The 21,639-nt window shown below is 68.1% G+C and carries 18 protein-coding genes and 1 pseudogene; 7 read left to right on the forward strand and 12 right to left on the reverse strand.

Going from position 1 to position 21,639, the window contains the following annotated elements:
• Positions 1-120: 120 nt before the first annotated feature.
• Positions 121-1,389 (reverse strand): trans-acting enoyl reductase family protein, encoded by a 1,269-nt coding sequence (locus tag J3476_RS15365; RefSeq protein WP_207067289.1) that lies wholly within the window; start codon positions 1,387-1,389, stop codon positions 121-123.
• A gap of 11 nt (positions 1,390-1,400) precedes the next feature.
• Complete coding sequence (locus J3476_RS15370) at positions 1,401-3,443, reverse strand: prolyl oligopeptidase family serine peptidase (protein WP_207067290.1); 2,043 nt, start codon at positions 3,441-3,443, stop codon at positions 1,401-1,403.
• Positions 3,444-3,633: 190 nt separating this feature from the next.
• Between J3476_RS15370 and J3476_RS15375 the strand changes: the two genes are divergently transcribed.
• Complete coding sequence (locus J3476_RS15375; RefSeq protein ID WP_207067291.1) at positions 3,634-4,971, forward strand: ammonium transporter; 1,338 nt, start codon at positions 3,634-3,636, stop codon at positions 4,969-4,971.
• Positions 4,972-5,190, forward strand: coding sequence for a hypothetical protein (locus J3476_RS15380; RefSeq protein ID WP_152517837.1), 219 nt, complete (start codon positions 4,972-4,974; stop codon positions 5,188-5,190).
• 95 nt (positions 5,191-5,285) lie between these two features.
• Here the strand turns inward: J3476_RS15380 and J3476_RS15385 are convergent, their stop codons facing one another.
• The 3 genes from J3476_RS15385 to J3476_RS15395 are packed head-to-tail and all read right to left on the reverse strand — an operon-like array spanning position 5,286 to position 7,743.
• Positions 5,286-6,263: a DUF3445 domain-containing protein gene (locus J3476_RS15385; RefSeq protein WP_207067292.1), complete on the reverse strand. Its 978-nt coding sequence runs from the start codon at positions 6,261-6,263 to the stop codon at positions 5,286-5,288.
• Entirely contained in the window at positions 6,260-7,213 is a 954-nt protein-coding gene (locus J3476_RS15390) for a PDR/VanB family oxidoreductase (RefSeq protein ID WP_207067293.1), read from the reverse strand. The genes J3476_RS15385 and J3476_RS15390 overlap by 4 nt, the downstream gene beginning before the upstream one ends.
• The gene (locus tag J3476_RS15395) at positions 7,210-7,743 is read right to left on the reverse strand and encodes a dimethylamine monooxygenase subunit DmmA family protein (protein WP_207067294.1); all 534 of its coding nucleotides are present in this window, start codon (positions 7,741-7,743) and stop codon (positions 7,210-7,212) included. The genes J3476_RS15390 and J3476_RS15395 overlap by 4 nt, the downstream gene beginning before the upstream one ends.
• Before the next feature lie 166 nt (positions 7,744-7,909).
• On the opposite strand from J3476_RS15395, the gene J3476_RS15400 reads away from it, so the two are divergent.
• Positions 7,910-9,088, forward strand: a complete 1,179-nt coding sequence (locus tag J3476_RS15400) for an FAD-dependent oxidoreductase (RefSeq protein ID WP_207067295.1) — start codon at positions 7,910-7,912, stop codon at positions 9,086-9,088.
• A 12-nt stretch (positions 9,089-9,100) separates the two neighbouring features.
• Here the strand turns inward: J3476_RS15400 and J3476_RS15405 are convergent, their stop codons facing one another.
• The 6 genes and pseudogenes from J3476_RS15405 to J3476_RS15430 form a co-directional block, all read right to left on the reverse strand.
• Entirely contained in the window at positions 9,101-9,610 is a 510-nt protein-coding gene (locus J3476_RS15405) for a transglycosylase family protein (protein WP_207067296.1), read from the reverse strand.
• 246 nt (positions 9,611-9,856) lie between these two features.
• Positions 9,857-10,081, reverse strand: a pseudogene (locus J3476_RS15410) (transglycosylase family protein); the annotation flags it as partial.
• A gap of 1,163 nt (positions 10,082-11,244) precedes the next feature.
• On the reverse strand, positions 11,245-11,850 hold the full coding sequence (mobA, locus tag J3476_RS15415) for a molybdenum cofactor guanylyltransferase (protein ID WP_207067298.1): 606 nt from the start codon (positions 11,848-11,850) through the stop codon (positions 11,245-11,247).
• Between the two features lie 38 nt (positions 11,851-11,888).
• Complete coding sequence (locus tag J3476_RS15420; RefSeq protein ID WP_163677059.1) at positions 11,889-13,004, reverse strand: 2-oxoacid:ferredoxin oxidoreductase subunit beta; 1,116 nt, start codon at positions 13,002-13,004, stop codon at positions 11,889-11,891.
• Entirely contained in the window at positions 13,001-14,971 is a 1,971-nt protein-coding gene (locus J3476_RS15425) for a 2-oxoacid:acceptor oxidoreductase subunit alpha (RefSeq protein ID WP_373889071.1), read from the reverse strand. Before J3476_RS15425 ends, J3476_RS15420 begins: the two co-directional genes overlap by 4 nt.
• 328 nt (positions 14,972-15,299) lie before the next feature.
• Positions 15,300-16,310, reverse strand: coding sequence for a LacI family DNA-binding transcriptional regulator (locus J3476_RS15430; RefSeq protein WP_207067299.1), 1,011 nt, complete (start codon positions 16,308-16,310; stop codon positions 15,300-15,302).
• A gap of 84 nt (positions 16,311-16,394) precedes the next feature.
• Between J3476_RS15430 and J3476_RS15435 the strand changes: the two genes are divergently transcribed.
• The 4 genes from J3476_RS15435 to J3476_RS15450 are packed head-to-tail and all read left to right on the forward strand — an operon-like array spanning position 16,395 to position 20,402.
• Positions 16,395-17,579 carry a phytanoyl-CoA dioxygenase family protein gene (locus J3476_RS15435; RefSeq protein ID WP_207067300.1) on the forward strand — a complete coding sequence of 395 codons (1,185 nt, stop codon included), beginning with the start codon at positions 16,395-16,397 and terminating at the stop codon, positions 17,577-17,579.
• The gene (locus J3476_RS15440) at positions 17,576-18,580 is read left to right on the forward strand and encodes a Gfo/Idh/MocA family oxidoreductase (RefSeq protein ID WP_207067301.1); all 1,005 of its coding nucleotides are present in this window, start codon (positions 17,576-17,578) and stop codon (positions 18,578-18,580) included. The genes J3476_RS15435 and J3476_RS15440 overlap by 4 nt, the downstream gene beginning before the upstream one ends.
• Positions 18,577-19,449 carry a sugar phosphate isomerase/epimerase gene (locus J3476_RS15445; protein ID WP_286183166.1) on the forward strand — a complete coding sequence of 291 codons (873 nt, stop codon included), beginning with the start codon at positions 18,577-18,579 and terminating at the stop codon, positions 19,447-19,449. The genes J3476_RS15440 and J3476_RS15445 overlap by 4 nt, the downstream gene beginning before the upstream one ends.
• Positions 19,446-20,402 carry a Gfo/Idh/MocA family protein gene (locus tag J3476_RS15450; protein ID WP_207067302.1) on the forward strand — a complete coding sequence of 319 codons (957 nt, stop codon included), beginning with the start codon at positions 19,446-19,448 and terminating at the stop codon, positions 20,400-20,402. Before J3476_RS15445 ends, J3476_RS15450 begins: the two co-directional genes overlap by 4 nt.
• Here J3476_RS15450 and J3476_RS15455 read toward each other — a convergent pair.
• The gene (locus J3476_RS15455; protein WP_207067303.1) at positions 20,399-21,583 is read right to left on the reverse strand and encodes a LuxR C-terminal-related transcriptional regulator; all 1,185 of its coding nucleotides are present in this window, start codon (positions 21,581-21,583) and stop codon (positions 20,399-20,401) included. The two genes, J3476_RS15450 and J3476_RS15455, sit on opposite strands and share 4 nt — an antisense overlap.
• Positions 21,584-21,639: the final 56 nt, after the last annotated feature.

Here is a 21,639-nt window from a genome sequence, read left to right on the forward strand (position 1 = left end):
GTTCTCGTCGGCGCCCAACCGTTGCGCGATCTGCTGGGTGGGGATCTCGCTGTAGAGATCGTCGAGGCTGGTCATGGGGGTGAATGTAGCCCCGGTCGACCGTTCCCGGAGCGGTTCGGCTCAACCGAGCCGAGACACCTCGAGCGACACCCCGGCAGCGGGAAAACGTGCCATCAATGCGTCGCCCATCGCGGCCGCGGGAGTCAACACGCCCCGCAGGTCCGAGAGCTTGTCGCGGTCCAGCGCCAAGGCCAGCCCGCTCTCGCCGAGCAACACCGAGGTGGCCTTGTAGCCCGGGTCGCCCTGCTGGGACATGCGGGCCAGGTAACGGGCGTTGGTCGTCGTCGTGGTGTAGGTCTCGACGGTGTAGTGGCCCTTCTCCCGGGTCTGCTCGCTGGGTCCCGAACCGACCTTGGGCAGGATCCGCTCCAGGAACCCGCGTGGCACGCGGTTGAGGAAGCGTGAGCCGAGTCCCATGGTGGCCATGTTGCCGCCGGTGGCCATCGCCGCGGCCACCGGTGCCACCGGAGAACGCCCCACACTCATGTGCTCGGCGTAGGTGAATCGGCGACCGTACGGGTAGCCCAGCAGTGCGTTGCTGCGCCGGACGACACGGGTGTTCGGGATCGCCATCGCGAACGCGCCAACCCAGTAGCCGTCGAGTTCGGGGGCGATGTCGCGGCCACGCCGCCACCGCGCATCGGGCTGCGGGCCGAGCTGCGGTTCGGCGGCAGGATCGGGGCTCAGCGTGTAGGGGTCGTTGAGCAGGCGCCGGGCTTCGGGGTCCGCGGAGGCCTCGCGGGCCAACTCGACCATCGACGCCACGGTGCCACCGGACACGCCGCCGGCGAAGCTGCGAGCCACGTAGTTGGTGTCGACGAGTTCGCCGGCGCCGTCCCGCTCGGCCTGCCGGTACAGCGCGAACACGGTCAGATCCGAGGGAATGGAATCGAACCCGCACGCATGCACAATCCGTGCGCCGGTGTCGACGGCCTGCTTGTGGTAGAGGTCGATGGCCTGGCGCACGAACAACGTCTCACCGGTCAGGTCGGCGTAGTCGGTGCCGGCGGCCGCGCACGCGGCCACCAACGGCATCCCGTAGCGCAGATAGGGCCCCACAGTGGTGATGACCACGCGGGTGCTCGCCGCCATCGCCGCCAGCGTGGACGGTTGTTCGGCATCGGCGGAGATCAGCTCCCAGGACTGCGCCTTCTCCCCGAGCGACTCCCGAACCGCCAGCAGCTTGTCGTGGGATCTGCCGGCGAGCGCGATGCGGGCGTTGCCGCCGGCTGCGGCCAGGTATTGCGCGGTGAGCCTGCCTACGAATCCGGTGGCGCCGTAGATGACGATGTCGTGGTCGCGGGTGTTGTCCGACTCGGGTGCGCTCATGATTGCCGACGCTACCCGAGCGTGTCGGGCGGTTCGACGTCCTGGCCGAGCAGGTGACGGTCCAGGAATCCGCGCACCACCTGGTACCAGATCTTGGCGTGCTGCGGGTTGAGGACCCAGTGGTTCTCCGACGGGAAGTAGAGGAAGCGGTGGGCGGTGGTGCCCGCTCCGGGTCCGGAGTCGGCGGCCGGCAACGCCGAATTGCTCAGCAGCTCGTACCAGAGTCGCAGCGCTTCACCGATGGGCACGCGGTAGTCCTTGTCGCCGTGGATGACGAGCATCGGTGTGCGGATGTCGGTGACGAACCTGTGCGGGGAGTTCGCCGCGGCCATCTCCGGTGTCATCTCGCGGGCCCACCAGTACGCGCCGTCGGTGGTCCCGCCGAACTGGTCGAGTGCCCACAGGCTGGCGTGGGTGACGATCGCGGCGAACCGGTCGGTGTGGCCGGCGATCCAGTTGGCCATGTACCCACCGAACGATCCCCCCATCGCCGCGGTGCGGCTGCCGTCCACGCCCGGATGGTCGGCGGCAGCGTCGGTGGCGGCCATGAGGTCGGTGTACGGCGCGAATCCCCATGCTCCCCAGCCTCGTTGGATGAAGTCCTGCCCGTAGCCGGTGGACAGGGCCGGATCGGGCAGCAGCACCGCGTACCCGGCGGAGACCATCAACCACGGATTCCATCGCCAGTGCCAGGCGTTCCAACTGGCCAACGGACCACCGTGGACCCACAGCAACAGCGGCGCCGGCTCGGCGGAGTCGGGCTGGGCGGACCGGGGCTGCGCGGAGTGGGGCAGGGCCAGCCAGGACCGCACCGGCTGACCGTCCTCGGCGGTGGCGACGACTTCGGTCAACGTCCCAGGCAGCTCGGGTAGGTCCACCAACGGCAACACCGTCACCGCCCCGTCGGCGTCGATGCGGACCGGGTGCGGCGGTGCCGCATAGGAACTGCGCAACGCGAACAGCTCCCCGCCGGGAGTGGCGTGCACATCGGTGTAGGTGAAGTCGTCGGCCACGACCGGGCGGACCGTGCCCGACACCGGGTCCACGGCGAAGATCGGACCGCGTCCGTTGTCATCGGCGGTGACGATCAGCGAAGTCGCGTCGGTCGTCCAGGTCACCGAGGTGGGCCAGCGGTCCCACGAACCGGTCAGCTCAGCGGGCCGGTCGCCGAATGTCAACACGCACAGTGTGGTCCGGGGTGCGCGGTGCGGGGTGGACAGCGTCTCGCGGGTGAAGGCGACCGACCGGCCGTCGGGAGCGATCGCGGGCAGCCCGAGGTCGGCGTCGGGGTCGTCGACCAGCACGGTGCGTTCACCGGTGGCGACGTCGATGCGCACCAGCACGCTGCGGGTGGCCGCTGCGGGCGCAGGCAGCTGCCAGGTCGTGACGATGAAGCTGCCGTCGGGGCTCAGGTCGGCGTGGGCATCGCGGAGTCCCGTTGCGGGCTGCGGCGTGAGGTCGCGGCGCGTTCCTGCAGTGGACACATCGAAGAGGTGCGGCAGTTCGGGGCCGAGGTCATGGTCCCAGTGCCGGACGGGGTAGCCGGTGTGCAACACCGCGGAGATGGCGTTGTCCGTACGGGCCGCGCGCAGCCGGTGATCGTCGTCGAGATCGTTGGCCGACGGCATCATCGACGACGACACCGCGGTGACCGCCGCAGCGGTGGCGGTGAGCACCGCGTCCACTCCCCCGGGCATGGTGACGACCTCGACCGCCTCGCCGCCGGCTGCGGGCAGCCGCCACAGGGCCTTGACGGCCGGCTTGGCATCGTCGCCGCCGGGGCGGGCGGCCACGAACAGCAGGTCTCCGTCGGCGGTGAATTCGGGTGCGGACTCCCCTTTGGCGCCGTGGGTGATTCGACGGGCCGGACGACGGGCGGCTGGGTCGAGCTCGTAGAGCGCGCTGACGAATTCGGTGCGTTTGTCGTTGAGACGGACGACCGTCGCGACGATGCGCGATCCGTCGGGTGACACGGCAAGGCCGGAAACCCTGGGTAGGGCCAGAAAGTCGTCCAGGTCGTCGAACGATGTGCGGCGCTGAGCCTCGGATGTCATGCGGATTTCGTAACACACTGCCCAACACGACTTCACGCGGAATTAACGCGCCTTGACAGGTGGGACACATTCGCACGGTTAGCGTCAAGGCTCGTACACCGTCAGTACCTCGGGGACACTGCGAATAAACGCAGTGTCGTCCTTTCCCATCCCGCTCGAACCATGCAACCCGACCGGTCGGAGGTCCCCCTTGACACCCGAAGTCGAGGACGCCCTGGCGTCCATGACCGCTGTGAACAACGAGTTCTTCTACTGGATGTCCATCGCACTGATGATGCTCATCCACGCCGGCTTCCTGGCCTATGAGATCGGCGCGTCGCGGTCGAAGAACGTGCTCGCCACCGCGATGAAGAACCTGCTGGCCTTCGCCACGATCGTGGCGTCGTTCTTCTTCGTCGGCTGGTTCCTCTACAACGCGATGCCATCCGGCTTCCTTGAGTTCAGCGACGCCGCCAAGGCCGCGCTGCCGTGGAGCGAGAACATGGGCCCGAACACCGCCGACCCGGCCAGCGGCATCTTCTGGGGTGCGTTCGCGCTGTTCGCGGCCACCACCGGCTCCATCATGTCCGGCGCTGTCCTGGAACGGATCCGCACCAGCGGCTTCCTGATCCTCACCGTGTTCGTGGGTTCGGTGGTGTGGATCATCGGCGCGGCATGGGGTTGGCACGGCGCCGGCTGGATGCTGACCAAACTCGGGTTCCACGATGTGGGCGCCGCCGGATGCGTGCACATGATCGCCGGCTTCGCAGCCCTGGGCATCCTGATCAACCTCGGGCCCCGCATCGGCCGGTTCCTGCCGGACGGCACGCCCGTGACGATCCGGCCGCACAACCTGCCGCTGACACTGCTCGGCCTGTTCCTGATCTTCACCGGGTTCTTCGGCTTCCTGATGGGCTGTGTGATCTACGGCCCCACCGGCTACGCGACCATCTACGGCAGCCCGACGACCCTGTCGGCGTTCGCATTCAACACCCTGATGGGTCTGGTCGGCGGCATCATCGGCGCCTACGTGATGTCGCGCGGCGAGCCGTTCTGGACGATCTCCGGCGGGCTGGCCGGCGTCATCGCCGTGGCGGCCGGGCTGGACCTGTACCACCCGGCGCTGACGTTCGTCATCGCGCTGGTCGGCGGCGGACTGGTGCCCTACATCGGCAAGCTGCTGGACAAGATGAGGATCGACGACGTCGTGGGCGCGGTCGCCGTACACGGCGGGATGGGCCTCTACTCACTGATCGCGGCGGGCATCTTCCTGGCCGGTTACCCGAACACCGACGGCAATCCGTCGATCTCGTTCTGGGGCCAACTGGTCGGCGCGCTGGTGTTCGCGGCGCTGGGCTTCATTCCCACCTATCTGCTGTCGCTGCTGCTGAAATCCGCCGGGCTGCTGCGGATCCCCCCGGAGGTCGAAGAGCAGGGCCTGGATCTGACCGAGATCCCGGCGACCCCTTATCCCGAGGGAATCCCGGTGACCGCGATGCGGTCCACCAGCGGCACCGCGGTGCTGTCCGTGGGTGAGGAGGTGAAATAAATGTTCAGCCCGATCACCAGTTACGACGAGCCGGGTGTGGTCTTCACGTTCGGCGCCAACAGCATCGGCACCTGGTTCGTCTTCATCCTCGCGATGGCGTTGTTCGTGGCGTTCTTCGTGCGGATGATCCAGCACGAGAACCACGCTTACAAGGCCATCATCGACCACACCCCGGTCGAGAAGGGTCCCGCGGCCGAGGGTGAGCCACCGGTTTACTGAGACTCGGCGACAGACATGAGATCGCCCGGATCCGAAAGGATCCGGGCGATTTCGTCGTCGCAGGCCGGCTGCGTCAGAGCCTCAGCGTCAGAGCATCAGCCTGCCTGACGAAGCCACTCCACCGCTCGGTCGCGGTAGCCGATGATGCCCTTGTAGTCGGCCATGTCGTCGGGGAGTTCGGCGAGCACGGCCGCGGCGCGCGTGCGCCACGCGTCGACCGTGGCCAGATCGGCCAGGGGCAGCATGTAGGTGCGGATCAGAAAGCAGATCGCGCCCGACTCGGCCAGCCTGATGAGGTGCTGGACCTCGACGCGCAGATGCACCAACCGACCGAACTCCGTGTCGTCGACGGTCAGGATCATCGGCCGGTCGGGCCCCCACTGGTGGTAGATGTCGGTCGAGACGTCGAGGCGGCGGCCGATGGTCAGGGTCCAGTTGGTCCGCCGATAGGTTTCGCCGGGCTGCAACCGCATCAGGAATTCGCGGGCCCGGGTGATGACACCGGTCTCCCGCAGCCGCGGCACCGGGCCGTGGATCTCCAGAAAGGTCATCCCCACGTCGAATCCGAACGACCAGTCTGCGGCAAAGGTGACCACCCCGGCATCGCCGAACAGATCGCCGTCGCGCTGATCGAGCAGCACGATGTCGTCCTGCACCTGGCCCGCGATGTAGGCCAGCGGTTCGGCGGGCAGCGTCGTCTCGTCACCGAGCACGAAGTCCTGGGCGATGCCCAGCCGCTCGTTGCGCCATCGCCAGCCGGCACCGTGGCGCTGCAGCGACATCGTCTGCGGGTAGGCCGAGGCGAGCTCGCGCATCAGCGTCAACATGGTGTCCCAGCACGCCGGCCGCATGTGTGGCAGCACGGCGTACCGGGTGGGGTCGGCGGCGAGGATCGTGGCCCGCTCGGCCAGCTCACGCTCGTATTCGGTGTCGATGTCGACCACCCGCTCCCCCCACCGCCCGACCGGGGTGTGCACCGTGGAGCCGGCCGGCTCCACGTTGGTGCTGTATCGGTAGCTGTCGAGCGCGAACGGGAACGGGAACGTCTCGATCAGATCGGGGGCCGAGATCACAGGTTCAACTCCAATGTGTCGGTGCCGGCGCGTGATACGCAGGCCATCAATGAGTCACCGGTCTGTTTGTCGCTGTCGCTGAGGAACAGGTCGCGGTGGGTCGGCGTGCCGCTTGTCACCGGCAGCCGGCACTCACCGCACACGCCGCGCCGGCACAGATTCGGGACGGTGTAGCCGCGGCTCTCGAGTGCCTCCAGCAGCGAAACCCCGGACTCGACGGTGAACTCGTCGCCGGTGGAACCGATGCGCACGTCGAACGGCTCGCCGGGATCGAGCGCCGCACCGAAGTGCTCCACGTGGATCCGGCTCGGCGGCCAGCCGAATTCGGCGGCCAGCCGGCTGACCGAATCGATGAAGGACGTCGGCCCGCACACGTAGAGGTGCGTGCCGAAAGGCTGATCGGCCAGCGCCATCGTCAGCTCGGCACTGAACTCGCCGCGGCGGGTGTGGACCGAGGCGGACGGGGTCAGCTCGCGGATCTCGTCGACGTAGACGTCGCGGCCCGGGCGGTGGATGTAGAGCAGCGCCGCGTCACGGCCCCACAGCCGGGCACTGCGCAGGTGCGACACCATCGGCGTGATGCCGATTCCCGCGGCGACGAGGAGATGTCGGCGGGCGCGCAGAACCGGGGCGAACGCGCTGCGCGGCGGCCGGGTGACCACGGTGTCGCCGAGGGACAGTTCGTCGTGGATCCAGCGCGAACCGCCGGATCCGTCCGGGCACCGGAGCACCGAGATCGTGTAGGCGGGCGGCGCGACGCCGTCACCGGTCAGCGAGTAGGCGTTCGCGGTGCGGCCGCCGTTGCCACACTCCACGACGATGTGGCTGCCAGGGGTGAACGAGGGAAGCGGCGCCCCGTCCGGATCGGTGAGCGTCAGGGTGCGCACATCGGCGACGGAGTCGTCGATGTCGGTGACGACCAGTTTGAGGGTGCTCGTGTCGGCGGTCATGACGCGCTCTGCTCTTCGGCGTCGACCATGTAGCCCAGATGTGCACCCTGCCTGCGGGACACGTGGTAGTACACCAGCAGGTTGCGGCCGCAGCCGCTGCACGGCAGCACCTCGGACAGTTCGACGGCCGCGGTGGTGACGGTGCGGCAGTGCACGCAGTGCACGGCGCGCTTCCGCACGTCGGTGGAGGCGACGGTGATCTCGTCGTCGGCGACGCCGAGGGCGACGGCCGCGGCGCGCAACCGCAGGCAGGCGTCTGCGGGTCCGGCCATCATCAACCGCCAGCCGACCCGGGCGTCGGCGAGCGCACCCACCAGCGCTGCCCGGGCGCGCTCATCGTCACCGACGGTGACCTCGTAGCTGCGCACCGCCGACTCGCGACCGATCTGCGCGGCCCACCGGCGTGCCACCTCGCCCCCGGCGGGGCCGAACGCGATGATCGTCCACCACCGTCCGGTGGTGTCGGCGGCCGGTTCCGTGGGCGTGATCGCCCAGGCGGGGACGCTCGTCAGCTCGAGGGCAGGGCTCATCGGCCACCTCTCGGGTATATCAGTGGTTGACAGAGTTGCCCTTCAGGAAACCAGTGTTGCGTTTCGTGGAGGTGACTTGCCCGTCTCGTCCGTTTGACATGTCACCGCCGTGCCGGCTCACATGTCACCGCCGTGCCGGCGGGGCGGCGGCCGCTACTGTCGCCTCATGCCCGTGCAGATCACCGTCATCGGGGCCGGCGTCGCGGGTTTGGCCGCGGCGATCGCGTTGCACCGGTCAGGCCACGAGGTCACGGTCCTCGAGCAGCGCTCCGACATCTCCTCCGGTGCCGGGATCTCGATCTGGCCGAACGCGTTGGCCGCGCTCGACGAACTCGGGCTCGGCGAGGCGGTGCGCGCGTCGGGTGGCCGGGTCACCGGCGGTGCGATCCGCTGGCGCGACGGCACGTGGCTGCGCCGGCCGGAACCGCACCGCATCGTGAAGGCTCTCGGTGAGCCCTTGGTGGTGATCCGCAGGTCGGTATTGACAGAGCTGCTCACCGCGGCGCTGCCCAGCGGCGTCGTCCAGACCGGCGCGCGCGTCGCCGGGATCCACGCGTCCGGCGGCTCGGTCCGTGTTCACCTGGCCGACGGCGACATTCGCGACACCGCAGCGGTGGTCGGCGCGGACGGCGTGCACTCGGTCGTGGCGCGCACGCTCAACGGTGCGCTGACCAATCGGTATGTGGGCTACACGGCGTGGCGCGGGATCGCGGCCGTACCGCTGGATCCAGCGCTGGCCGGGGAGACCATGGGGCCCGGAACCGAAGTCGGCCACGTGCCGCTCGGTCCCGACCACACCTACTGGTTCGCCACTGAACGCACGCCCGAGGGGAGTCAGGCGCCGGGCGGTGATCGTGCCTACCTGACCGCCAAGTTGTCGTCATGGGCGCAGCCCATCCCGGATTTGGTCGCCGCGACAGATCCAGCCGATCTCCTGCGCAACGATCTCTACGACCACACCCAACCCCGTCGATGGGCACGCGGACCGGTGGTGATCATCGGCGATGCCGCCCACCCGATGCGACCGCACCTGGGTCAGGGCGGCTGCCAGGGGCTGGAGGACGCGGCGATCCTGGCGCGTTTCCTGCAGCTGCGCCCGGATCCGGCGGACGCGTTCGCGAGGTTCGCCGCGTTCCGGCGGCGTCGGGTCCGGCCGCTGGTCCGTGAATCCGCGATGATCGGGCGGATCGTCAACCTTCGCCCGGCCGTACTGTCCGGGGCGGCCAGTCGCGCCACCGGACTGATCCCCGAGGCGGTGGTGACCCGGCATCTGGCGTCGATCGCCGGGCGGTCGGCCTTCCGGCTACCCACCGCGGGCGACGCCGGGGCGTTGCCCGCAGGGTGAGTCGCGAGCTCGTCAGCGAGCGGAGCGCGGCGTGAACAGCGCGGTGCACATCTGACGCAGGTCGAGGATGCCACCGAACACCGAGGTCGGCATGTTCTGGCAGCCGTTGGCCCGGGTGGGGGCGGTGGCCGGCATCTGCACCGGAGTGCTGGTGCCGGGGTTGCCCCACACCTGAGCGGCCATGCCCTTGGCTCCGCACTTCGGCCAGGCTTTCAGCCCCTGGGTGCGCAGCACGTTCTCGGCTACGCGGATCTGCTCGGAGCGCGGAGCGGCCGCCGGGTTGCCGAGGCCGCCGTTGGCCGACCAGGTGGCCTGCTTGAACTGCAGGCCCCCGTAATGCCCGTTGCCGGTGTTGATCGCCCAGTTGCCCCCCGACTCGCACTGCGCGATGGCGTCCCAGTTCACCGAATCGGCGCGCGCGGTCGCCAGGCCGTCCTCGGCGAACGCCATCGGCACCACGGCCAGGGCACCGGTGAAGGCGGTGGCGACGAGGCCCTTGCTGATCAACTTGCAAACGTTCATCTCTGCGGTCCTTCCCCGACCGTTAATGACCCAAGGCCCGCGAGCGAAGCGATGCTGCGTTCCACGCTGCGGTTATCCAGTTCTTCGGGTGACCAACATCACCTGTTACGCGAGAGACAAAAGTTTTAATCGTTACTTAATTGGCGTAAGAGGCCTCTGAGAAGGAAGCGGTCGAGCAAGCGGCCCGAAACTGCGAAAAGCGGCGCCGACCGAAGTCGGCACCGCTTTTCCGCGCGCTGAGTGGGGTCAGCCGCGCCCACCGCAGGTCGGCCACGCGCCGATGCCCTGCGACTGCAGCACGTTCTCGGCCACGCGGATCTGCTCTGCGCGGCTGGCGTTGTGAGGCATTCCCGAGCCGCCGTTGCCCCGCCAGGTGCCCAGCGTGAACTGCAGGCCACCGTAGTAACCGTTGCCGGTGTTGATCGCCCAGTTGCCGCCCGACTCGCACGCCGCGACGGCATCCCAGTTCACACCACTGTCCGCATTCGCGGTTGCAGCCATCCCGGTGGCGACAGCCATGGGCGCCACTGCGAGCGCCCCGGCGAAGGTGGCCAGGCCAAGCGTCTTGCGGATGTTCTTCAACTTCGATCCTTTCGCCGAGCGCGCGCCAACACCACCCGCGCGGACACGCGGGATGGCCACCTGCAGCACAGGTTGTTGTTTCGGGCCGCACCGTCTCGGTCTGGTGCGGCAGTGGGGAGGCCGTCATCCGCCTCACCGGGACGAGTCCCGGCCGCCGCCGCGGGCCGATCGGCTCACGGCAGTCCCACACACACGCTGGTTCGTGGTTTTGGGTTATTTGCTCCGTGCGAAGCTCTTAGGGACCGTACAAACCGACCAGGACAAAGTCATATCGGTCGAGAAGATGTCGCGAGCAGATCACGGAATGATCACGACTGCACCGAATTCGCGTCACCGCAGGTCAGGCTGCACTTTCACGGAGACGTCGACCGCGGACGCCCCATATCGGCAGGTGAGCCAAATCACCGGTGTTTTGTGACCTGAACCACCACATCGAGAGATGAAAACGGGTTTAGACGCACGAAAAAGACCACAGGACAGCACAACCGGGGCGACAATACACAGACCTGCTTACTTTACTTCGCTGGCCGCACCGCTCGGGTCCACCACCTGCCATGGGCAGAATGTGGCGCAGCACAGAATGTTTCGGCGCGGCGACGCCCTAAGGGTGCGATGGATACGCCTACCGCTCGCGCCCACACTGCGAACTTCCGCCTCGACTGGCGGAACGTAATTCATTGAACGGCAATACTATTGACGATGACCAATGGCCACGCAGTCGAACGGAGACGCCGCCCGTTCCCGTACCGCCGATCCGGCCCCCGCGGGCCCTTGATCGCTCGGGAAGCCTTCGAGCTGAGGCCATCGACCCGGGACCCGTTCAGCACCGCAACGATCGGTGGTTGTCTGGCCGCCGTACTCCCTGAATAACCTCTCCAGCAATATGATTCACACCGCACAAGGCCTGCGCTGGGCGCCGCGGCACGTCACGCTCCGATTTGAGCCCGCGCCTATCACAGTCACACGCGAATCAATGACCACACGATTGATATCGAACAATCACGAAAAGATAAATACAAAGACGTCGACGACTTTGCTGGACCAGCTGAGGCCTAGACCAGGCGTGGCGGTGCCACCGCGTCGAGATCATCCGAGGTGTTGACGTTCGCCAGCGCGGGCTGTTGATCCGGCAGCACGATCCGCTGGGTGTCCACGCCTCCCACCAGCGCGCGCATGCTGCGCTCGCCGGCGTCGGTCAAGCCGGCGATCTGGCCGAACAACGCCGTCCGGTATATCCCGGCCAGGTAGTGGTCGCGGCCGTCCCACGGCAGAACGACATCGACACCCAACCGCTGCGCGGGTCCGGCCAGTGTGTCGATCAGCGCTGTCGTCATCGCCGGCATGTCCACCGCACACACGAACGCGTAGTCGAACCCCGCTTCGGCGGCCGCCGCCAGTCCGCGGCCGGTGGCCAGCAGCGGCCCCTTCCCCCACACTTCGTCCCGCAGGATCACCGCGGGCAGCTCCGGAAGCTGCTGGCCGGCTGCGGCCACGACGAACACCGGCGCACAGCGCTGGCCCACCACCGATACCGCGCGCTCCACGAGTGTCGTGGGCCCCGACGGGCCGTCAATGGTCACGGTGGCCTTGTCCCGGCCCATCCGCCGGGACTCCCCTCCGGCCAGCACGACCGCGGCCAAGGGCAACGAGTTCGTCACAGCAGCTGACGTTAGCGCACCCGAGTACGCCGGCCGGGTCAGTCGACGGTCCAGGTGTCCTTGCCGCGCAACAGCGTCTGCAGTGCTTCCATGTCGTGGGCTCGCGACTCCCGCGCGGTGACGAGCTGCTGGCGTGCGGCGTCGTCATAGGTCGGCATGCTGACCTGGCGGAAGATGCCCATGACCATGTGGTCGAGGTTCTGCTCCGAGAGCCGGGACAGCGCGAACGCGTAGGCCGGGTCCTGCAGGTGCGCATCGTGGGTGACGATGTCGCCGGCGGACACGTCGGCGGTCTTGGCGACCTCGAGCCCGTAACCCGACTTGACGACGCAGTACTCGCCGTCGGCGCCGAACGTGATCGGTTCGCCGTGGCTGAGGTTGATCAACCGCTCCTCGGCGCCCTCCTTGCGCAGGGCGTCGAACGAGCCGTCGTTGAAGATCGGGCAGTCCTGCATGATCTCGACCAGGGCAGCCCCGCGGTGGGCGGCCGCGGCACGCAGCACCTCGGACAACCCTTTGCGGTCGGAGTCCAGCGCACGGCCGACGAAGGTGGCCTCCGCGCCCAACGCCAGCGACACCGGGTTGAAGGGGTAGTCGAGCGACCCCATCGGGGTGGACTTGGTGATCTTGCCGACCTCGGACGTCGGCGAGTACTGGCCCTTGGTCAGCCCGTAGATCCGGTTGTTGAACAGCAGGATCGTGATGTTGATGTTGCGCCGCAGGGCGTGGATGAGGTGATTGCCACCGATCGACAGCGCATCGCCGTCACCGGTGACCACCCACACCGACAGGTCCTCGCGGGCCAGCGCCAGACCGGTGGCGATGGTCGGGGCGCGGCCGTGGATCGAGTGGAATCCGTAGGTCTCCAGGTAGTACGGGAACCGGCTCGAGCAGCCGATGCCGCTGACGAACGCGATGTTCTCGCGACGCAAGCCCAGCTCGGGCAGGAAGTTACGGATGGTGTTGAGGATTACGTAGTCACCGCAACCCGGGCACCAGCGGACCTCCTGGTCGCTGGTGAAGTCCTTGGCCTTCTGCGGCTGGTCGGTCGTCGGGACCAGCCCGGTCTTGGTCAGCCCACCGGGGGTCAACCCCAGATCGCTCCCTACGAGCTGTGCCGATCCGCGATCCGCTTCGCTTCTCGCTGTCGTCATGAGTTCGCTCCCACTGCGCCGTCAACGGTAGCCGCCGCCAACCGCGCGAACTTGGTCTTCTCGAGTTCCTTGTCGCCCAGCGTGCCATCCAGAGCCGAGTCGATGATGCCTTCGACCTCGTCGGCCAGGAACGCCATGCCCTCCACCTTGGTCACCGACTGGATGTCGATCAGGTACTTGCCGCGCAGCAACAGCGCCAGCTGGCCGAGGTTCATCTCGGGAACCACCACATGCGAGTAGCGTCCGAGCACCTCTCCGAGGTTCGCCGGGAACGGGTTCAGGTTGCGCAGCTGGGCGTGCGCCACCTTGATGCCCTTGCGCCGGGCGCGGCGACACGCCTCGCCGATGGGGCCGTAGCTGCTCCCCCAGCCGAGCAAGAGCAACTCGGCGTCGCCGCTGGGGTCGTCGACCTCGAGGTCGGGGACCTCGATACCGGCGACCTTGGCGTGCCGCAGGCGCACCATCAGGTCGTGGTTCTTCGGCTCGTACGAGATGTTGCCCGAGCCGTTGGCCGATTCGAGCCCGCCGATGCGGTGCTCCAGACCGGGAGTGCCGGGGATGGCGAACTGCCGGGCCAGCGTCTCCGGATCACGGGCGTACGGCTGGAACGGCTCGCCTTCCTTGGCGAAGGTGTGTTCGATCGGCGCGTACGTGCCGACGTCGGGGATGCGCCACGGCTCCGAACCGTTGGCGATCGCTCCGTCGGACAGGATCATCACCGGCGTGTGATAGGTGATCGCGATGCGGGCAGCCTCGATGGCGGTCTCGAAGCAGTCCGACGGCGATTTCGGGGCCAGCACCGCGACCGGGGATTCGCCGTTACGGCCGAACATGGCCTGCAACAGATCGGCCTGCTCGGTCTTGGTCGGCAGACCCGTGGACGGGCCGCCGCGCTGCACGTCGATGACGATCAGCGGAAGTTCGGTCATCACGGCCAGCCCGATCGCCTCCGACTTCAGCGAGACGCCCGGACCCGAGGTGCTGGTGATGCCGAGCGCGCCGCCGTAGGACGCGCCGATCGCCGCACCGATACCGGCGATCTCGTCCTCGGCCTGGAACGTCATCACGTTGAAGTTCTTGTGCTTGGACAGCTCGTGCAGGATGTCCGAGGCCGGGGTGATCGGATAGGTGCCCAGGATCACCTGCACGTCGCCCAACAGCCCCGCCGTGACCAGCCCGTAGGCCAGCGCGGTGTTGCCGGAGATCTGGCGATACTCGCCGGTCTGCAGCTTGGCCGGGGCCACCTCGTAGGTGGTGCCGAAGGCCTCGGTCGTCTCGCCGTAGTTCCAGCCCGCCTTCAGCGCCAGCACGTTGGCCTCGGCGATCTCGGGCTTGCGGGAGAACTTCTCCCGGATGAACGACTCGCTGTGTTCGAGTTCGCGGCCGTACATCCACGACAACAGACCGAGGGCGAACATGTTCTTGGCGCGCTGGCCGTCTTTCTTCGTCGCCCCGATCGATTCGACCGCACCGAGGGTCAGCGTCGTCATGGCGACCGCCTGCACGACGTAGTCGGACAGTTCGTCGGTCTCGAGGGGGTTGGCCTCATAGCCGACCTTGGCGAGGTTGCGCTTGGTGAACTCGTCGGAGTTGGCGATGATCAGACCGCCGCGGGGTAGATCCGAGACGTTGGCCTTGAGCGCGGCGGGGTTCATCGCGACCAGGACGTCGGGCCGGTCACCGGCGGTGAGGATGTCGTAGTCGGCGATCTGGATCTGGAACGAGGAGACACCGGGCAACGTGCCCTGAGGGGCGCGGATCTCGGCGGGATAGTTGGGCTGGGTGGCAAGGTCGTTGCCGAACAGCGCGGCCTCGGAGGTGAACCGGTCACCGGTGAGCTGCATGCCGTCGCCGGAGTCGCCCGCGAAGCGGATGACGACCTTCTCGAGCTTCTGCCGAGGCGCCCGAGCGGGACCGCCGCCGCCGTTGCCGGTCGAGTTCTCAGCCGTGTTGTGGTTGTCTGCCACTCGCCTACCTTCCGTGCTCTCCCGGCCCTCGAGCCTGGACTGTCGGCCAAGACACACCGAGTCGCAGTCGATGCGACGCGCCGTCAGCGGTCTTTGCGCAAAGATTTGGTGTCACTGCCAGTACCGATTATTGCATCTTTCTTAGGCAGCCCTATAGCAGGCGCGGGGGTGACGCGCAGGTGTCTGCCGACCGAACGCACTGTTCAACGCGCCGAAGCGCGGCACAATGAGACAGAAGTGTGGTTTTCGTCACGTTTCCAGTCGGCGCTTGGCAGCCTCCGATTCTTATTTTTGGTTACCGATCAGTAGCGGCCCGACGAGCAGCGGCTCAGCCCTGCGTGGGGATGTTGTACGGGGTGATGACCTGGATCGGCACCGGACGCACCGGCTCGACCGGCAGGGCGCCGCGCTCCTGCAGGATCAGCCGCAGTGCCAGGCGTGCGTCGGCCCGCAGATCGTTGTGCAACACCGCCGAGATGCGGCCTTCCCGCAGCAGCCGCCGGTTGTCGGCGTCGAGGTCGTGAGCCACGAACACCCGGCAGTCGCGGCCGAGCTTGTCGAAGGCGGCGACAGTCGCGGTGTTGCCGCCGCCGACCGAGTAGACGGCCCGCACTTCGGGGTGAGCTTCGAGTGCTTCGAGCACGAGCCGCTCGTTGGTCGCATCGATGCCGTCGCTCTCGCTGACTTCGACGATGGTGCGGCCCGAGTGGCGCAGCCCGCTCCGGAACCCGACCTCCCGCTCGCCCTCGCCGCGGAACACGGTCCGACTCACAGTGATCAGCACGTCCGACGGATTGTCGGCGAGCCACTGCTGCACGAGGTAGGCGGCGGTGACTCCGGCGCCGTGGTTGTCGATGCCGACATAGGCGCAGCGGGCGCTGGCAGGCACGTCGGTGGCATACGTGACCACCGGAACGCCCGAGCGCACCAGCCGGTCGACGACCTCGGCCACCTCGGGTTCGTCCTGAGCTTTGAGCACGACGCCGTGGCTGCCGCGGATCCGGTCCAGCGTGTCCACCATCTGATCGGTGGACCCGGACTCCCACAGATGGAACCGGGCCCGCAGCATGGCCGGCGCGAAAGCCGGCAGTTCGGCCTCGACCGCGGCGCGGAAGGCGTCGGAGAACCGCCGCGGGGTCTGCATCACGACGTCCACCAGGTAGCGCCGACCGTTGAGTCGCAGTTGAGCTCGTTGCTTGTCCAGATCGGCGATGGCCTGGTTGACCTCGGCGACGGTGTTCTCGCGCACGCCGGGCCGCTGGTGCAGCACGCGGTCCACGGTGGCCTCACTGAGCCCTGCCTGCTGGGCGATTTCACGGACCTTGTACCGATGCGCCACCGGCGCTCGCCTCCCGCGTCCTGAGGTATTTTTGATGGTTTTCTGCCGTTGATTGGGGCAGGGATCACAGCAAGACTATCCGGCATGGCAACACCGCTGCACCCCGACGTCGCACGGCGCGACGGACCCTGGATCGGCGAGCCCGACCTGCGTCTGGAGAGCTTCCGCGCCGACGTCGAACGCGACACCGACCTCGCGGACTATCCGCGCGCGTCGTCCGTTCGCGCCAACGTCCTCGTGTACCGCGCAGCGACGATCGCGGCGATCGAGGGCGGCGAGCGTCGCGCCGTGCAGGCCGAACTGATCCACGCGCTCGCCGACGGACCCGGCGTCGTCGTCATCACCGGCGCCTTCGACGCCGAGGTGATCGACCGGACCAGCGCGGCGTTCTTCGCGATCATCGAGGATCAGCGCTCCGGCGGACTGGCGGCCGGCGACCACTTCGGGGCACCCGGGGCCAACGACCGCATCTGGAACGCCGCCCAGAAATTGGCGTTGCACGACCCTGCAGCGTTCGCCGAGTACTACACCAACGACGCGCTCGCGGTGGTGTGCCAGGCGTGGCTGGGGCCGCGGTATCAGGTCACCTCACAAGTCAACGTCGTCAATCCCGGTGGGCAGGCCCAGGTCCCCCACCGCGACTATCACCTCGGCTTCGTGCCCCCGGAGCATCTCGGCGCCTACCCCGCGCACATGCACCGCGCGTCGCCGGCGCTCACGCTGCAGGGCGCGGTCGCGCACTGCGACATGCCCGTCGAGAGTGGCCCGACCATGCTGCTGCCCCATTCGCAGCGCTTCACCGGCGGTTACCTCGCATTCAACCGGCCGGAGTTCGTCGACTACTTCGCCGCCCACCACGTGCAACTGCCGTTGCGCAAAGGCGATGCCGTGTTCTTCAACCCGGCGCTGTATCACGGTGCGGGATCGAACGTCTCGGCCGGCATCAAGCGCATCGCGAATCTGATGCAGATCAGTTCGCCGTTCGGTCGGGCGATGGAGTCGTTGGACCGCACCGCGATGGTGCTGGCCGTGTACCCGGCGCTGCGCGCCATGCGGGCCGCGGGGAGACCTCAACGCGAACTGGAGAACGCCGTCGTCGCCACCGCAGAGGGTTACGCGTTTCCGACCAATCTCGACCGCGATCAGCCCATCGGCAGCCTCGCACCGCCCAGCCAGGTGGACATCGTGCTGGACGCGCTCGCCCGCGATCTCACCGACGAAGACCTTCATGTCGCGCTCTGCGACCAGAACGAACGGAGAATGCCATGACCACCCTCGGCCTGATCGGCCTCGGCCGGATCGGCGCGTTCCACGCCGAGACGTTGAGCAACCTCCCGGAGGTCTCCGGGTTGGTGATCACCGACGAGCGGCCCGACGTCGTCGCCGAGATCGCGGCCAAATATGGTGCCACTCCGGCGGATTCAGTCGAGGCGCTGCTGACGTCGGGTGTCGACGGTGTCGTCGTCGCGGCCGCCACACCGGCGCACGCCGAGCTGACCCTGGCCGCCGTCGGTAAGGGTCTGCCCACGTTCTGCGAGAAGCCCATCGCCTCGACCGCCGCCGACAGCATCCGGGTCGCCGAGGCGATCACCCGCTCCGGGGTGCCGGTACAGGTGGGCTATCAGCGCCGCTTCGACGCCGCGTTCGCCGCGGTCAAGCAGGCGGTCGACGCGGGCTCCGTGGGAGCGTTACACACGGTGCGCAGCACCACGATGGACCCGGCTCCCCCGCCGATGAGCTACATCGAGGGTTCCGGCGGCATCTTCCGCGACTGCGCCGTGCACGACTTCGACGTGCTCCGGTGGATCACCGGCCAAGAGGTGGTCGAGGTGTATGCCACCGGAAGCGTGCAGGGCGACCCGTTGTTCGCTGACTACGGTGACGTCGACACCGCCGCGATCGTCGTACGCTTCGACGGTGGTGCGCTGGGCGTGGTCTCGGCCGCACGCTACAACGCCCGCGGCTACGACTGCCGGCTCGAGGTGCACGGTTTCGACGACACCGTCGTCGCCGGCTGGGACCAAGGCGTGCCGGTACGCAACGCCGATTCCGCGGTCGAGTTCCCGACTGGCCAGCCACACCACTTCTTCATGGACCGCTTCACCGAAGCGTTCCGCACGGAACTGAGCGAGTTCGTCAGAGTCGTGCAGGGCGGGCCCATCCTGGGCGCGACAGTGTCCGACGCGGTCGCCGTCGCGTGGATCGCCGAAGCCGCCACTGAGTCTCTACGCCGGGGAACACCGGTCCGCATCGAGGAGGTCGTGAAGTGAAAATTGCCGGTGCACCGATCAATTGGGGTGTCTGCGAGGTTCCCGGCTGGGGTCATCAGCTGACGGCCGAGCGGGTGCTCACCGAGATGCGCGATGTCGGCCTGGCCGCCACCGAGACCGGGCCGCAAGGTTTTCTGCCCGGTGATCCCGCGGCGCTCACCGCGTTGCTGCAGTCCTACGACCTGCGTTGCGTCGGGTCCTTTCTGCCCGTGCTGTTGCACGACCCCGCACACGATCCGGTCCCCGAGACCACCGCCCCGCTGGATGCGCTGACCGCCACAGGGGCCGAGGTGCTGGTGCTGGCGGCAGCCACCGGAGCCGACGGATACGACTCGCGCCCGACCCTCGACGAGCAGCAGTGGGCCACCCTGTTGGCCAACCTCGACCGCATCGCTTCGGTGGCCGCCGAGCGGGGCATCCTGGCTGTACTGCATCCCCACGTCGGCACGATGGTGGAGAACCGTGCTGACGTCCAGCGGGTGCTCGACGGCTCGACGGTGCAACTCTGCCTGGACACCGGACATCTGCTGATCGGCGGGACCGACCCGTTGCAGTTGGCACGCGAGGTGCCCGGCCGCATCGCCCACACCCACCTCAAGGACGTCGACGCCGGGCTCGCCGCCCGGGTGCAGGCCGGCGACATCTCCTACACCGAGGCGGTGCGTGCGGGCATCTACACGCCGTTGGGGACCGGCGACGTGGACATCGCGGGCATCGTGAAGGCACTGCTCGACGATGGCTTCGACGGATGGTTCGTCATGGAGCAGGACACCATTCTCGATGACGAACCCACCGGCGAAGGACCGGTGCACGACGTGCGGGCCAGTGTGGCCTACCTCCACGACGTCTTCCGTTCGGTGTCGGTGTGAGGATCGGAATCCTGGGCGCCTCCCGCATCGCCGAATCGGCGATCGTCGGGCCTGCCCGGGAGCTGGGCTACCGCTTGGTTGCGGTTGCCGCACGGGATCCGCTGCGCGCCAGCGCCTTCGCCGACAAGTACGGCGTGGAGCGGGCACTCGGCTCGTATCAGGAGGTGGTGAGCGACCCCGAGGTCGACATGATCTACAACCCGCTGGCCAATTCGCTGCACGCGCCGTGGAACCTGGCCGCGATTGCGGCCGGAAAGCCCGTGCTCACCGAGAAGCCGTTCGCGCGCGACCAGGCTGAGGCGCAGCGCGTCGCCGATGCTGCGGCCGCGGCCGGGGTCACGGTGATGGAGGGGTTTCACTACCTGTTCCATCCGGCCACCCAACGACTGCTGAGCCTCGTCGAGGAGGGCACGCTCGGGGAACTGCAGCGGGTGGAGGTCCGCATGGGGATGCCCGAGCCGGCACCCGAGGACCCGCGGTGGTCGCTGGAGATGGCCGGCGGGGCGTTGATGGATCTGGGGTGCTACGGCATGCACCTGATGCGACGGTTCGGTGCCCCGTCGGTGACCAGAGCCACTGCGGTGCAGCGCAGTCCCGGCATCGACGAGCGGTTCGACGTCGAGTTGGCGTTCCCGTCCGGAGCCACCGGGCTGTCGACGAACTCGATGGTCAACGATCGGTACTCGTTCACGCTGCGGGTGATCGGCAGCCAGGGCGACGCGCTGGTGCACAACTTCATCAACCCCCGCGATGACGACCGTGTCACCGTCCGGACCTCGGAGGGCAGCACGGTCGAGCATTGCGGAACACGCGCCTCCTACACCTATCAACTGGAGGCCTTCGCCGCTCACGTGCGACACGGGGCGCCGCTGCCGTTGAGCCTGTCCGATGCGGTGGCCAACATGGCTCTGGTGGACGAGGCGTATCGGGCGGCGGGGATGAGCCCGCGCTAACCCTGCTGGCCGATCGCCAGCCGGACATAGGCCGACGCGGCCTCGGCGCGGTTGGTGGCGCGCAGCTTTCGCAGCACGCGCTTGACGTGTGACTTCACGGTGCCGGCGGAGATGACCAGCTCGTCGGCGATCTGCTGGTTGGTGCGCCCCGCGGCCATCAACCGCAGCACCTCCACCTCGCGGCGCGTCAGCATCGACAACACCCGGGTTTGGATGTCGGCCAGTGACTGGGCCGCCGGACTGCGCTCGACCGGTTCGATCTTGCGCAGATCGAGGTCGGCGTCCTGCAGGGCGCGGACCGCCTCGTCGGCCGACGCCAGGGCCCTGCGCACTTCGGCGTGCTGGCGACGCATCCGTTCCAGCAGGACCGTCCGCTCGTAGGCGTATCCGAACCCTTCGGCGAACGCCCACACGGTGTCCCGGTCGATTTCGTCGACCGTGCGTCCGGAGTAGAGGCGATCGGCGTGCAGGAACCCGATCACCTTGCCGGTCGGCATGATCGGCGCCGCGACATAGGAGTGGGTCAGCGAGAAGTCGATGATGGGCCGGTTCACTCGGGGATCATTGCGGGCGTCAGTCACCAAGGCCGGCGCGTGCCGCCGGATCATCTGGGTTTCGAGCAGCATGTGATCCAGCGGCGGGGCCACCGCCTGAGCGAAAGCCACCATCTTCTCAGCGCCTTCACTGTCGTCGCCGAAGTAGGCCGACTCCATCACCATGGTGCCGTCGTGCACGCGGAACAGCACGGCCCTGTCGAACCCGCAGGATTCGACCATCTCCCGCGGCGCCCGGTCGACGATGGTCGCCACGTCGTCGACGTAGCGCAGCTTGCTGAGCCCCTCCTGCACCTGCAGCAGCGCGAACGTGCGGCGCCGCGCGCCGTCCTCGATCAGCTCCCGCTCCAGGGCAGTGAGATCCAGCACCGCGTCCAGTGCGGCCAGCGCCTCGACGTCCCCGGCCCTTTCCAACGCGGCGCGAAGCACCGCCGCCTGCGCCTCGACCGCCTCGGTGACGACCGCGACGGGATCGTCGGTCGGGTCGATGTCGCAACCGTCGAAGGCCTCCCGGTAGCGGCGCTCGGCGGCGGACTCCCGGGCCGGGCGGGACGCCCACCCGGGATGGTCGCCATCGCGAAGCGCGGTGACCGGGGGCGTCTCGGATACGTCACGCGCAACTGTCACGACCTCGACTGTCCTCCCGTCACCGGCGATTCGCGGGCGGATTGTCGGATCTGACC

This window comes from Mycobacterium sp. PO1 (assembly GCF_017312405.1).
In the GTDB taxonomy this organism is placed as follows: Bacteria; Actinomycetota; Actinomycetes; order Mycobacteriales; family Mycobacteriaceae; genus Mycobacterium.

Coding starts and splice junctions, on each gene's coding strand:
- J3476_RS15365 (WP_207067289.1), bottom strand. CDS start 1,389: ATGAGCGCACCCGAGTCGGACAACACCCGCGACCACGACATCGTCATC.
- J3476_RS15370 (WP_207067290.1), bottom strand. CDS start 3,443: ATGACATCCGAGGCTCAGCGCCGCACATCGTTCGACGACCTGGACGAC.
- J3476_RS15380 (WP_152517837.1), top strand. CDS start 4,972: ATGTTCAGCCCGATCACCAGTTACGACGAGCCGGGTGTGGTCTTCACG.
- J3476_RS15390 (WP_207067293.1), bottom strand. CDS start 7,213: ATGACCGCCGACACGAGCACCCTCAAACTGGTCGTCACCGACATCGAC.
- J3476_RS15395 (WP_207067294.1), bottom strand. CDS start 7,743: ATGAGCCCTGCCCTCGAGCTGACGAGCGTCCCCGCCTGGGCGATCACG.
- J3476_RS15400 (WP_207067295.1), top strand. CDS start 7,910: ATGCCCGTGCAGATCACCGTCATCGGGGCCGGCGTCGCGGGTTTGGCC.
- J3476_RS15405 (WP_207067296.1), bottom strand. CDS start 9,610: ATGAACGTTTGCAAGTTGATCAGCAAGGGCCTCGTCGCCACCGCCTTC.
- J3476_RS15420 (WP_163677059.1), bottom strand. CDS start 13,004: ATGACGACAGCGAGAAGCGAAGCGGATCGCGGATCGGCACAGCTCGTA.
- J3476_RS15435 (WP_207067300.1), top strand. CDS start 16,395: ATGGCAACACCGCTGCACCCCGACGTCGCACGGCGCGACGGACCCTGG.
- J3476_RS15440 (WP_207067301.1), top strand. CDS start 17,576: ATGACCACCCTCGGCCTGATCGGCCTCGGCCGGATCGGCGCGTTCCAC.